The following is a 13,331-nucleotide window of genomic DNA, read 5'->3' on the forward strand; positions in this document are numbered from 1 at the left end:
GGGTCAGACGCCGGCCAGCTCCTGATCACGGTGCGCAGCTCCGTCGCGGCCCCGGCGCGCGGCCCGGCCGAGGAACAGGCCACCGGCGACGAGCGCGGCGCCGAGCAGCACCAGCAGGGCTGGGAACAGCAGCTTCATGCCGCCCAGGAGGGTGGCGTTGGACTTGGCGTCGTCGACCAGCTCGTCGACCTGGGCGTCGGTGTACTGGACGGTGCCGACGAACACAGGGACGGTGACCCCGTCGTACCGCAGCTCCTGGACCCGGTCCTCGACCCGGTTGACCGGGGAGCCGGTCTTCGGCTCGACGTAGAACGTGCGGGTCATCCCGTACCACATCTCGGCGTCGACTGACGGCTGTGTGGAGCCGAACTTGTCCCCGGGCAACTCCTGCGTGTCGACCATCGTCGACTCGATGCGCTGGACGAACTTGTAGACGCTGAGTCCGTCGACCTTCTCCTCGCCCTCGAACTTCGCGTCGACCGCCTCGCCGACGCTGTTGTCCCAGACCGGGTAGTCCTTCTTCTTCGTGTCGAACGGGAACTTGTAGATCTGGCCCTGGCGGACGACGGGCTCCCGCTCACCCTCGGCGACCTCGGTCCACGACTCGCACTCGTCGCACTCGACGGCCGCACCGCTGACCGCGTCGAACGGTGCCCGCTCACGCGACTGCTGGAACTTGGAGCCGTCCTCGCGGTAGACCGTGGTGGAGTTGACCCACACGGCGACGTCGTCGGGAGCCTTCGCGCCGGAGTCGGCGACGGTGTTCGAGGTGATCTCCAGATCGTGGGTCTCCGAGATGATCGGCCCCGAGCTCGTGATGGAGCCGTAGTCGAGAACCTCGGCCCCGTCGGCCTCGAGCTCGGTGACGCCCTCGTAGTCGGGCGGGACGGTGGCGAGGACCGGGTAGGCGTAGAAGCGGACCAGGGCGGCCGCCACGATCAGGAAGACACCGAGTCCTACGGACACGGCGGCGAGTTTGCTGCGCATGGGCGAGGAACCTCTCAGACGGCCACGCGAGCATCGCGTGGGTGGTGACGGTCGGGCCGCGTGGACACGTGCCCGAGGAGCAGGAGGGTCAGGTCGCGTGCCTGGGCGCGCATCTGTGACCAGTCGAACTTGTGGGCCCAGGCCAGGCACGCCTCGGCGCGCAGGACCCGGGTCCCAGGATCGGCGGCGTCGGCCAGCGCACCGGTCAGCGCCTCGGTGAGGCGGGTGACCACGGTGGCGGGGTCCGGGCTGTCCGGGACCAGCCAGCCGCTCTCGCCCGGACGGATCGAGTCGCGCAGACCCGGGACGTCGCGGGCGACGGTCGGTACGCCGTGGGCGGCCGCGTCGATCACGGCCTGACCCCAGCCTTCGGCGTCGGAGGCACACACGTGCACCGCCGCGCGGGCCAGCAGGGCGTCCTTCTCCACCGCCGGCAGGAAGCCGTGGAAGGTCACCTGGTCCGCGAGCCCGAGGTCCGCGGCCAACGCGACCAGCCGGTCCCGCTCGGGCCCACGCCCGACGACGTCGACGCGCAACCGGCGCCCGGCGAGCTCGGCCCTCCCCTGCGCGCGGCGGACGGCCTCGAGGACCAGGTCGACCCGCTTGTGGGTGACCAGCCGGCCGAGGACGACGATCCGATCGGGGTCCTTGGCCGTCGGGGACAGCAGGTCGGCGGTCCGGTCGGCAGGGGGCAGGTCCGCGCCGTTCTCGAGGATCCGGATGTCTCCGGTCCAGTCGAGCTGCTCGCGCATCTCGGCCACGGTCGACTGGGACACGGCGGCAGTCATTCGACGCCGGTAGACGCGGCGCATCGCGACCCGCTCCATCCAGCGACCGAAGGCGGCCACCGGCGCCGGGAAGTGCGCCGCGAACTGGGCCTGGTGCACGTGGTGCACCAACAGCAGAGCCGGCGTCGCGCGGCGCAGGACCAGCGGCGAGAAGGACGGCAGCCCGCAGGCCGGGTCGATCACGGCGTCGATCCGGCGGCGGTGGCGCAGCAGCCACGCCAGCACGAACGGGTAGAAGGTCAGCGGGCCCCCGCCGCGGCGTACGGCGATGCCGTCGCGCACCTCGCGTGCGACCTGGCCCTCGTCACGGGCGGTCACGAAGTGCACCTGGGCGCCCGCCTCGTGCAGGGCGCGCGCGAACTGCCAGGCGTAGATCTCCGCCCCGCCCGCGAGCGAGTGGTCCAGGTCGCGCCAGTTGACGACGACCACTCGCCTGCCGGTCAGGTCGCGCTCGCCGGGTGCCATCAGTGGCTCCCCGCCAGGGCGACGGGGGTGGGGACGGCCACCGGCGCGGGCCGGTCGAGCGACCGGCAGCGCCAGGCGATCCGGGCCAGCTCGGCGAAGGCCGCCGCCCCGTGCCTCGAGGGCACGAAGGTGGAGCCCGGCACGTCGGTCCAGGAGACCGGGATCTCCTGCAGCTCGGCCCCGGCCGCGCGGAGCCGCACCAGGAGCTCGACGTCGAAGGAGAAGCCGGCGGTCCGCAGGCCGCGCGCGGCGCGCCGGGCGACATCTCCGCGGATCACCTTGAAGCCGCACTGCGTGTCGGCGATCCCGGGCACCAGCCGGCCGGCCAGGCGCCGGTACGCCGCCGCGCCCAGCGAGCGGGTGCGGCAGTGCCGCGCCTCGGTCTCGCTTCCGGCGACGGCGCGCGACCCGATCACGACGTCGGCGCCCAGCAGCACCTGGCGCCATGCCAGGTCGATCGCGTCGAGCCCGGTCGCGCCGTCGGCGTCCATGAAGCACACCAGCTCCGCGTCGGTGGCCAGCAGGCCCGCCCGGACGGCGGCGCCCTTCCCACGGCGCGCGCAGCGCACCACCCGCACGGGCAGGGCGCCGGAGTCGGCGGCCCGCGCGACCTCGGCGGTGCGGTCAGTGCTCGCGTTGTCGACGACGAGCACCTCCACGCGGCCGAGCATGCCGCGGTGCGCCGTCACATGACGACGCAGCTCGCGCAACGTGCGCGGCAGCCGGCGTTCCTCGTTGTACGCCGGAATGACGATCTGCAGCATCGGACCCTCCCAAGCCGTCTGCTCAACCCGTCCCCCTCCCGGGGACGTGCGACGAACCCGCGCACCTGGGTGACGTGGACGTCACCGGGCGCGGGCGAAGGGCGACCTACTGGTCGGCGTAGCTGTAGAGCTTCGCGTTGCTGACGGGCTTGTGCTCACCCTGCGCGGCGTTGACACCGGCGACGAGAACGACGGTCGAGGCGAGAGCCCCCACCACAGTGGCAATGATCGTGTTCATGCGCAGATCCCCTCCCAAAGACCGGCACAGAGCATCAGTCCCCATGACTGTCATGAATGTGATGCCCGTTACTTCCTACTCGTGAGTATCCATGCGGCACCAGCCAAAAGCAAAAGAAACGCGCAGGCATGTCCGATCGACAGGACGATCTGGCGCGATCGGGCGGACCGTTTTGTGACATCCGTCACATCGTCGTCGGCGGCCAGGTCGACCAGACGCAGCCCGCCGGCGTCGTACGCGACGCGGCCGCCGGGTACCTCCGGATCACCCATGCCGCGCTCGACGAGCACCCAGCGCACGCCGATGGCCCGCAGGGCGGCCGCGGGATCGGCGGCGGCGAGCGCACCGGTCACCGCCACGACCCGCGGGTCCTCGGCTGGGACGACCCGGTCGCCGCCCAGCAGCACGCGGTCGTCGATCAGCACCTCGCCGGGCAGCAGCCGGGGCGCGGGGTCGAGCACGGCCCGCCGGTGGTTCCAGGCGTAGCCGCGGTAGGACCCCACCCACGGCAGCACGACCGTGGTGTCGTCGGGCCCGACCAGGCCGGCGACCTCCCCCCACGCCGAGGGGTACGACGAGCGCTGCAGCTCCCCGAGGGCACCCCAGGCCAGGCTCGGCAGGAGCAGCAGCGGCGCGACCACGGCGAGCACGACCGCGCTCCACAGCGCCGGGGTGTCCGGCCGGATCCGCTCACGCAGCGCCCCCACCGCATGCGCCGAGCCGACCGCCAGGACCAGGCCCAGCGGCGCGAGGTACCGGTGCGAGTCGCGCAGCAGGGCGAGTCCCGGCAGCGGGTCGGCCAGCCGCTCCAGCAGCGTGCTGCCGCCCGGCACGGCCGGGAGGAGCGCGAGGACGAGCGCCGCGGCGGCCAGGAGCGCCCAGCGCCGGCGATCCGGTCCGCTGCGGGCGATCCCCGACAGCGCCACCAGGCTCAGCACGCACGACAGCAGCACCACCGCCGCGCTGGCGCGCTCCGCGGGCAGGATGGAGGTCTTCCAGATGCCGCCCAGGGACAGCACACTGGCCGCCGTACCGGCCGCCGACTCGGCGCGGGCGGCGAAGCCCTCGAAGACGCCCTCCGTCGTCACCCGGGCGGTGGTCGCCGTCAGCGCCGGCAGCGCCCACGTCAGGTTCGCACCCACGGCGAGGACGGCGGCCCGCCACCAGGTCCGCCGGTCGCGACCGAGTGACAGCACGGCGAGGACGCCGATGGCCATCAGGCCGCTCGACGGGCTGCACACCGCGGACAGGACGAGCACCACCGCGGCGGGTCCCCAGTCCCGCGGATCGGCACGGAGCCGGAGCGCGGCCCGCGCCACCCAGGGCAGCAGCAGGTAGCCGAGGAGGATCGCCCACTGCCCGATCAGCAGCCGCTCGTAGACCCATGGGTTCCAGCAGAAGAGGGTGATCGCGGCGGCGCGGGCGTACCAGCGCTGGTCGCCCACCACCCGACCGATGCCCAGGCCGCCCGCGAGGAAGCCGCCGACGAGCAGCAGTCGCTGGACGACACCGCCGGGCACCACCTCGGTCGCCAGCGAGACGAGCGCGTCCATCGGCACCGCGCGCGGCAACGAGCCGTCCAGGCCGAGCCAGGCACTCTTCCACGGCTGGTGCGGGACGAAGACCATGTCGCCGACCAGCCAGTAGCCGCCGCCCACGAGCAGTGGGCCCAGCACGAGCACCGTGATCGCGATGGTCACCGCGAGGTCGGTCCCCGGTCGCCTCACGATCGCTCCGGAGGTGTTCCCCGGGACAGGACGGCCGCGAAGCCGAGGGCGAGGGCCGCACCGGTCACCAGGTCGACCGGCCGCGCCGGCAACCGCGGTGCGTCGACCAGCGCGACCACCAGGGCGACGAGCGCCCCGAGCAGCAGGGCGCCGACGAGCGCCTGGACCCACCGCGGCCACCGCGCGAGCAGGACACCGAGCGCGCCGGCCGTGGCCACGACCGGGCCGCCCACCAGGCCGGCCACCACGCCGGCGACGACCGCGGCGACGACGATCCGCCGGCGCGACGGCGGTACGCCGGCGCGGGGCTCACTGTCCCACGCGGGCGGTGGTGCTGTCGGCGCGTCCCGGCCGCGACGGATGCGGCGGATCGCGCCGGCGACGAGGATCCCCAGCGCCGCGAGCAGCACGGCGGCGAGGACGCCCAGGCCCGCGACCAGGACGATCAGGTAGCCCCGCTGGGGCGCGTAGACGAGCTCGACCTCGCCCGCGACGTCGGCCGGCAGCACCCAGCCCTGGGCCCAGCCGTCGACGGTGATCCGCTCGAGCTCGCGGCCGTCCACGGTCGCCACCCAGCCGAGGTTGACGTTGTGCGGCGACGAGAGGACCGCGTCCTCCCCCGCGCCGACGTCGAGCCGGACCCGGGTGTCGTCCGACGACAGCAACCGGACCGTGCGCGAGCGGGTCGGGCCGCGCTCGGGAGCGGCCCCGCCACCGACGGAGTCCAGGGTCAGGCCGACCGGCTGGAACTGCTCGGTCGAGCGGAGCTCGACCCGGTGCGGGCCGGCGGCGAGCTCCAGCGGGCCCGCGTCGTCACAGGGCACGAGCGCCAGCTGGCCGGCGGCGACGACATCGCCGATCAGGCCCTCCACGCGGGTGTCCACGACGCGACCGTCGACGACCAGCTGCGGCCCGAATCCGCACACCGCGCCGGTCGGGCCGCCCCCGTCGAGCGTCGACGCGACCCGGCCCCCGCCCAGTCTGACCTCGCCGACGCCCAGCGGCGCGCCGCCCACGCGACCGGCCGAGCGGGCGAAGGTGATCGTGAGCCGGCGGGCGCGCACCGGCTCGAAGCCGCCGTACCCGGTCAGGTCGACCCGGCGGACCACCTCGCCGTCCGCGGTCTCGGCCCGGATCACCGCGTGGTCGGGGCGCACCGCAACGCCGGCCGGCGGCGTGACCCTGAGCCGGCGCAGGGTCCGCTCCCGGCCGAGGTCGACGGTGAGCGTGGGCTCGGCGTCGCGGGGATCGGCCACCCAGGACGTCGCGCCGTTGCCGTCGTAGGCCATCCGCGGCGAGACGGCGGGATCGCCCCCGAGCCACGACGTGCCGGTCATCGTCACGCCGCCCAGGGGCGTCAGCAGCTCGAGCGTGCCCGGGCGACTGCGGCCCACGACGAGGCCGCGGACCCGGAACCGGCCCCCCTCGTCCAGGGTGAAGGTCCGGTCGATGCCGGCGGCCTCCTCGGCCGCCCGCATGCGGTGCCGGCCGCAGTCCGGGCCCAGCAGCGTCAGCACGCAGGATCGGGTCTCGGGTGCCGCGGCGAACAGCAGGTCCGGGGGGCCGTCGGTCGCGGCATCCGGCACGACGAGGGTCCGGGTCGGCTCGATGCCGTCGACCTCGACCTCGGCGAGACCGATCGTAGCCAGCCGGTCGGGAGCCTCGATGGCCTCGATCCGGACCCGGTCGGCTCGGACGTCGAGCCACACCGAGCCCTCCCCGGTGAACGGGTCGGTCACCAACGTCCGGCTGCGACCGCCCGCCGTGACCCGCCAGCGGGCCGCCCGGCCCACGTCCTCGGCGGCCGGCTGGGTCAGGCTCACCGCGCCGACCTGACGCTCCCGGCCGAGGTCGACCTCCAGCCACTGCCCGACGGCGTCGACGAACGGGCTCGGGCGCCAGTACGTCGACGGGTCGCCGTCGAGCGCCGACCACGGTGCGTTCTCCGGATGCACCGCTCCCAGCGAGCTGGTCCACGCGCGGGAGCTCGACGCGTCGACGCCCGCGATGCCGTCGTACCGGGCGACGACGGGGCCGGCTCCGGCCGCACCCGGGTAGTTCGGCACCACCCGGTCGCCGTGGAACGGGTCGCTCGGCGCCATCACATTGCTCTCGGCGTCCTGGATCCGCCCGAACGACCGCTCGCGCAGCCGGTAGCCGTCGCCCACCACCTGGGCGTCGCGGTCGTCCCAGCCGGGCTCGCCGGCCAGGACCATGGCCTGCGCCGGGCCGACGAGGCCGGAGCCGACCGCGGCCACGGCCGCCTCGACCGACCCCGCGACGGTGACCGCGTCATCGGCGTCGCGCACGTCGTACCCGGCGGTGCCGACCTGGGCCCCGATCGCCGGCTCGACCTCGAAGACCTCGATCGCGGGCCCGAACTCCAGCTCGCCGAAGGCGGCGAGGGAGCGCAGGCCGGGCGAGCGGCCCAGCGCGACGCCGACCAGGCTCGCCGAGGTCGCCTGCGAGACCTCCGGCTCCAGGTCGTGGCGCACCAGGACGGTGTCGATCCCGATCCGGTTCAGCAGGTGGCGCAGGTACGGCGACCCGGAGCCGGTCTCGAGAAAGGTCTCCATCGCGGAGAACAGCCGGATCGTGGCGGGCGGCGTGAGCGGCACCTGGGAGCGGGTGATCCAGGGGCTGCGCGCCACCGCCTCCATCGGCTCCTCCATGGTCCAGCCCCACTGCTGGATGCCGAACCCCGACCCGGGGATCACCCACGTAGCGCCGCCGCCGTCCTCGGCCGCGTCGGCCCGCTCCTCCAGGAAGGCCGCGGCCTCCCACCAGTACGACGGGAGCTCCTTCCAGCCGGGTGTGCGGGTGTCCGCCGTCGCGATGGGCTGGGCCATCGCGAGCAGGCCGCCGGCGATCGCCATGGCGAGCCCACCCGCCGCGACCCGCCGCGGCTCGGGGCGCCAGCGGCGGCGCGATCCGCTCGCTGCCCGTCGGCGCAAGAGCAGCCGGACCAGATCGTCGACGAGCACACCGAGCCCGACCGCGACGGGCACCCGGAGCACCGGATCCACCTTGGCGACATTGCGCAACGGGGCCAGCGGACCGTCGAGCAGGTCCCGCAGCGCCTGGCTGAGCGGTCCGTCGAGGTCGCCGGTGTGGGCGATCACCTGGCAGGTCAGCCCGAACCCGGCGGCGATCAGCAGCGGCGTCCGCCACGGGCTGCGCAGGCGCAGCAGGCCGACGAAGCCCGCCACGGCGACGATGCCCGACCCGAGCACCAACCACGGCTCGTAGGCCAGGTCGTAGCCGGCCGGCCACCAGCGGTCGCCGCCGACCGAGATGAACCCGACCCAGTTGCTCGCGCCACGGAGCACGGAGGCGAAGTCGGCTGTCGACGTCGTGGCCCGGGCATCCTCGACGAAGTCGTAGAAGGGCGGACTGTAGGCACCCAGCCGCAGCAGCGACAGGATCCACCAGGCACTGACCGCCCCGACGAGGGCGAGCCAGCCCAGCCCGAAGCGCCAGCTCAGCCGGCGGCGCAGCACGGCCCACAGCACGATGATCGCCAGCAGCGCTGCCGGCGCGGCGGTGGCGGTTCCGTTCACCCCACCGGAGCAGGCGAACGCCGCCGCCGACAGGATCGCGGCGTTCCGCGGGCGCATCCGGCCCAAGGCGGCCAGCACCACGGGAAGCGCCGCCCACGGCAGCATCGCGCCGGGCAGGATCTCAGCGCTGCGGGTGCCGATCTCCGTGACGTGGCGGGGCGTCAGCCCGTAGGCCAGGCCCGCGACCGCCGCACCCACGGGCGCCGTACCCAGGGCGCGCGCCAGCCGACGGACCCCCTCGCAGGCCAGCAGCAGGATCAGCACCGACCAGAGCCGCTGTGCCATCCAGCCGGGGACACCCACCAGCTCCGCCAGCCAGAAGAACGATCCGTGAGGGAACAGGTAGCCGTAGGCCTGGTTCTGCATCTCCCCCAAGGAGACCTCGGGATTCCACAGGTGGAGCGTCCCGGCGAGATGCGGGCCGGGGACCTCCGTGAGCTCGAAGCGGGTGTCGCTCGTGGACTGTCCCCACTTCTCCGTGAACACGAAGATCGCGAGGGCGGCGTACAACGTCAGCAGCACCACGCGACCGCGCCGCTCGTCCCGCATCCCCGCCGCTCCTCCTCTGGCCCTCCCTGGGTCGCCGCGCTTCGAGACGCGGCGGGGGTCACTGTATGCCGATGCCGCCGCCGCTTCCCGGATCGGCAGAGCCACCCCCTAACCTGCTCTGGTGACGACGACCTCCTCACCCGTGGGCGCACGCCTCGCCCGGCTGCTGCGCAGCAGCGCCGGCATCGCCATCGCGATGGGCGTGATGAACGTCGGCACCTACGGGTTCCAGATCGTCTCCGCGCGCCTGCTCGGCCCGGGGCAGTACGGCGCGCTGGCCGGCGTCATGGCGTTGCTCATGGTCCTCTCCGTCCTCCAGCTCGGCCTCCAGGCGACGTCCGCGCGCCGTATCGCCGCCGCCCCCGAGCACGTGGCCGCCGTCGAGGCCTCGGTGCTCCGCACGGCCTGGCGCGCGGCACTCGCGCTGGGACTGATCACGGTCCTGGCCGCTCCCCTGGTGACCAAGCTGCTGCGGCTCGACGGGCTGCTGCCCGCCGTCCTGCTCGGGCTGAGCATCGTCCCGCTCACCGTGATCGGCGCCCAGGCCGGCGTGCTGCAGGGCGAGCGGCGGTGGCTCCCGCTCAGCCTGGTCTACGTGGCGGTCGGCGTCCCCCGGGTCGTGCTCGGGCTCGTCTTCCTGCTGGCGTGGCGGACCGAGACCAGCGCGATGCTGGCGGTCCTCGTGGCGTCGTGGGTCCCCGTGGCGGTGGGCGCGTGGGCGCTGGGCCGCCACCCGCGGCCCACGAGCAGCGTGACCGAGTCGGAGATCCGCCGGGACGTGCTGCGGGAGACGGCCGGCAGCTCGATCGCGCTCCTGGCGTTCTTCGCGCTGTCCAACCTCGACGTGGTGGTCGCTCGCAGCATCCTCGACGGACACGACGCGGGCCTGTACGCCGGCGGTCTCATCGTCACCAAGGCCGTACTCTTCCTGCCGCAGTTCGCGGTCGTCGTGCTCTTCCCGTCCATGTCGGCCGGCAGTGAGAGCCGGGCCGCCCTCGCCAAGGGCCTGGCGTTCCTGACCGTCCTGGGCACGGCCTGCGTCGCCGCGACCTACCTGCTCTCCGGCCTCGCCCTCGTCTTCATCGGTGGCAACGAGTACGCCGACGTCGAGGACCGGCTGTGGATGTTCGCCGTCCTCGGCGCGCTGCTCGCCCTGCTCCAGATGCTCGTCTACGCCGGCCTGGCCAGCCGTGGCGCCGCGACGAAGTACCTGGTCGGCATCGGCGTCGGCGCACTTGTGATCGGCGGGGCGCTGGCCACCACGGTCACCGGGTTGGTCACCACGGTGGCCGTCGTCGACCTCGCGGTGCTGCTCGTGCTCTTCGCCCTGCAGGTCTTCCGGCACCGCCGCGACGACGAGCTCGCGCCGGCTGGCCAGTAGTCGGTCGTCGCGGGAGGGCGAGCCGAGTCTTTCCGCGAGCCGACCGGCTTGCCGCCACGCGAACGCAACCATCTACCGGACTCGACCACGCGCGCGGCAGCGTGGCGCGACGAAGGAGCGACGCGCTCGCGCCACCGAACTAGTGCGCGGCCTCGTGCCAGGAGCGGCCCGTGCCGACCGAGACGTCGAGCGGGACGGTGAGGTCGGCGGCGCCGGCCATCTGCTCGCGGACCAGGACCTCGAGCGCCTCGCTCTCGCCGTCGGCCACCTCGAACACGAGCTCGTCGTGCACCTGGAGCAGCATCCGCGAGCGCAGCCCGGACCCCCGCAGCGCGGTGTCGGTGCGGAGCATGGCGACCTTGATCAGGTCGGCCGCTGAGCCCTGGATGGGGGCGTTGAGCGCCATCCGCTCGGCGCCCTCGCGACGCATCCGGTTGTCGCTGGTCAGGTCGGGCAGGTAGCGGCGGCGGCCCATGATCGTCTCGGTGAAGCCGGTCCGGCGGGCCTCGTCGACGACCCCGGTGAGATAGTCGCGGATCCCGCCGAAGGTCTCGAAGTACTCCGTCATCAGGCCGCTCGCCTCGCCCGGGTCGATGCCGAGCTGCTGGGAGAGCCCGAAGGCGGACAGGCCGTAGGCGAGGCCGTAGTTCATCGCCTTGATCTTGGCCCGCATCTCCGGGGTGACGTCCTCGGGCGCGACGTCGAAGACCCGTGAGGCCGTCTCGGCATGGAAGTCGCGGCCCGTGCGGAACGCCTCGATGAGCAGCGCGTCCTCCGAGAGATGGGCCATGATCCGCATCTCGATCTGGCTGTAGTCGGCGGTCATCAGCGAGTCGTAGCCGTCGCCGACGACGAAGCTCTCGCGGATCCGACGCCCCTCCTCGGTGCGCACCGGGATGTTCTGCAGGTTGGGGTCGGTGCTGGAGAGGCGGCCGGTGGCGGCGATGGTCTGGTGGAAGGTCGTGTGGATCCGGCCGTCGGGCTGCACCGTCTTGAGCAGGCCCTCGATGGTCTGCCGCAGCCGGATCACCTCGCGGTGCCGCAGCAGGTGGAGCAGGAAGGGGTGCGGGTTGGTGGTCGCCAGCTTCTGCAGGGCGTCGGCGTCCGTCGTGTAGCCGGTCTTGGTGCGCTTGGTCTTCGGCATCCCCAGCTCGTCGAACAAGATCACCTGCAGCTGCTTGGGCGAGCCGAGGTTGATCTCGCGGCCGATCACGGCGTACGCCGCCTCGGCCTCCTCCCGCACCAGGTCGCCGAAGTGGCTCTCCAGGCCCTCGAGGTGCTCGATGTCGACGGCGATGCCGGTCTGCTCCATCCCGGCGAGGATCCCGACGAGCGGCATCTCGACGTCGGTCAGCAGGCCGCGGCCGCCGGCCTTCTCCACCTCGTCGGCCAGCTCTGCCGACAGGTCGAGGGCGGCCCGGGCCTGGACCATCGCGGCCTGGGACAGGTTCGCGTCCTCGTCGAAGAGCATGCCCTGGTCGTCGTCCTCCGCGACCGTGAGCTCACGGTGGAGGTAGCGCAGGGAGAGGTCGGCGAGATCGTAGGAGCGCTGGTCCGGGGCGACGAGGTAGGCCGCGAGCGCGGTGTCCTCGACCACCCCGGCCAGGCTCCAGCCCTGCGCGGTCAGGGCCAGCAGCGGTCCCTTGGCGTCGTGGAGGACCTTCGGTCGGCTGGGATCGGACAGCCACGCCGCCACCGCGGCGTCGTCGTCGACGCTCATCGCCTCGACGTCGACGTACGCCGCCCGGCCGTCGGCCAGCGCGAGCGCGAGGCCGGTGACCCGGCCGGTGCCGCTGCCCCAGCTGCCGCGCACCGACAGCCCGACGGTGGCGTCGCCGACCTCGGCGAGCCAGGCGGCCACGGTGTCGTGGGCGAGGGTCGTGCCGTCGACCTCGATGCCCGGCTCGACGGGGGCATCCTCTCCCGGCGCGACGACGTCGAGGATCCGGGTGCGCAGCTCGCCACGGAACTCCAGCTCGTCGAGCAGCTCGAGGGCCGACGAGCGGTCCCACTCCCCCAGCACCAGGTCGTCGACCCGGACGCCGAGATCGAGGTCGCGCACCAGCGCGTTGAGCCGGCGGTTGCGGATGACGTCGCCGAGGTGCTCGCGGAACGCCTCGCCCTTCTTGCCGGTGATCTTGTCCGCCTGGGCGATCACGTTGTCGAGGCCGTCGTAGGTGTTGATCCACTTCGCGGCGAAGCCGGCCCCGACGCCGGGGACACCCGGCAGGTTGTCGGACTGCTCGCCGACGATGGCGGCGAGCTCGGGATAGCGGTGCGGCGGCACGCCGTACTTGTCCTCGACGAAGGCGGGCGTCATCCGGGACAGGTCGGAGACGCCGCGCATCGGGTAGAGCACCGTCGAGCGCTCGGTGACCAGCTGGATGGAGTCACGGTCACCGGTGAGGATGAGCACCTCGAGACCGCTCGTCTCGTCGGCGAGGGCCTGCGTGACCAGCGTCGCGATGATGTCGTCGGCCTCGTAGCCGGGGTACTTGATGTAGCGGATCGAGAAGCTGTCGAGCATCCGCTCGATCAGCGGCAGCTGGCTGCTGAACTCGCTCGGCGTCTTGTTGCGCTTGGCCTTGTACTCGGCGTACTCCTCGGTGCGGAAGGTCTGCCGCGACACGTCGAAGGCGACCGCCACGTGGGTCGGCTGCTCGTCGCGCAGCACGTTGACCAGCATCGAGGTGAATCCGTAGACGGCGTTGGTGTTCTGCCCGGTCGCGGTCGAGAAGTTCTCGACGGGGAGCGCGAAGAACGCGCGGTAGGCGAGCGAGTGACCGTCAAGGAGCAGGAGTCGCGGGCGAGTCGTCTCCGTCATGGGCTGGGGCACCCGGCGACTCTACCGATGCCTCCCGACTATCGTTTC

8 protein-coding genes are annotated in these 13,331 nt (G+C 73.3%); 1 reads left to right on the forward strand and 7 read right to left on the reverse strand.

The genetic code is table 11. The features are described from left to right. Positions 1-3 precede the first annotated feature (3 nt). The 6 genes from pgfA to KVF89_RS03370 form a co-directional block, all read right to left on the reverse strand. Complete coding sequence (pgfA, locus tag KVF89_RS03345; RefSeq protein ID WP_257423350.1) at positions 4-966, reverse strand: cell envelope lipid trafficking protein PgfA; 963 nt, start codon at positions 964-966, stop codon at positions 4-6. 35 nt (positions 967-1,001) lie between these two features. Continuing rightward, the gene (locus tag KVF89_RS03350) at positions 1,002-2,240 is read right to left on the reverse strand and encodes a glycosyltransferase family 4 protein (protein WP_257423351.1); all 1,239 of its coding nucleotides are present in this window, start codon (positions 2,238-2,240) and stop codon (positions 1,002-1,004) included. Next, positions 2,240-3,004 (reverse strand): glycosyltransferase, encoded by a 765-nt coding sequence (locus KVF89_RS03355; RefSeq protein WP_257423353.1) that lies wholly within the window; start codon positions 3,002-3,004, stop codon positions 2,240-2,242. The genes KVF89_RS03350 and KVF89_RS03355 overlap by 1 nt, the downstream gene beginning before the upstream one ends. Positions 3,005-3,110: 106 nt before the next feature. Continuing rightward, complete coding sequence (locus KVF89_RS03360) at positions 3,111-3,242, reverse strand: hypothetical protein (RefSeq protein ID WP_257423355.1); 132 nt, start codon at positions 3,240-3,242, stop codon at positions 3,111-3,113. 68 nt (positions 3,243-3,310) lie between these two features. Further along, complete coding sequence (locus KVF89_RS03365) at positions 3,311-4,969, reverse strand: MmpA family trehalose lipid delivery protein (RefSeq protein WP_257423356.1); 1,659 nt, start codon at positions 4,967-4,969, stop codon at positions 3,311-3,313. Further along, on the reverse strand, positions 4,966-9,078 hold the full coding sequence (locus KVF89_RS03370) for an alpha-(1->3)-arabinofuranosyltransferase domain-containing protein (protein WP_257423358.1): 4,113 nt from the start codon (positions 9,076-9,078) through the stop codon (positions 4,966-4,968). The genes KVF89_RS03365 and KVF89_RS03370 overlap by 4 nt, the downstream gene beginning before the upstream one ends. 121 nt (positions 9,079-9,199) lie before the next feature. On the opposite strand from KVF89_RS03370, the gene KVF89_RS03375 reads away from it, so the two are divergent. Further along, the gene (locus KVF89_RS03375; protein WP_257423360.1) at positions 9,200-10,459 is read left to right on the forward strand and encodes an oligosaccharide flippase family protein; all 1,260 of its coding nucleotides are present in this window, start codon (positions 9,200-9,202) and stop codon (positions 10,457-10,459) included. 139 nt (positions 10,460-10,598) lie between these two features. Here KVF89_RS03375 and polA read toward each other — a convergent pair whose 3' ends face one another. Then, positions 10,599-13,283, reverse strand: a complete 2,685-nt coding sequence (polA, locus tag KVF89_RS03380) for a DNA polymerase I (protein WP_257423832.1) — start codon at positions 13,281-13,283, stop codon at positions 10,599-10,601. Between the last annotated feature and the right edge of the window lie 48 nt (positions 13,284-13,331).

The sequence above is a fragment of the Nocardioides carbamazepini genome, assembly GCF_024614185.1.
Taxonomy (GTDB): Bacteria; Actinomycetota; Actinomycetes; order Propionibacteriales; family Nocardioidaceae; genus Nocardioides; species Nocardioides carbamazepini.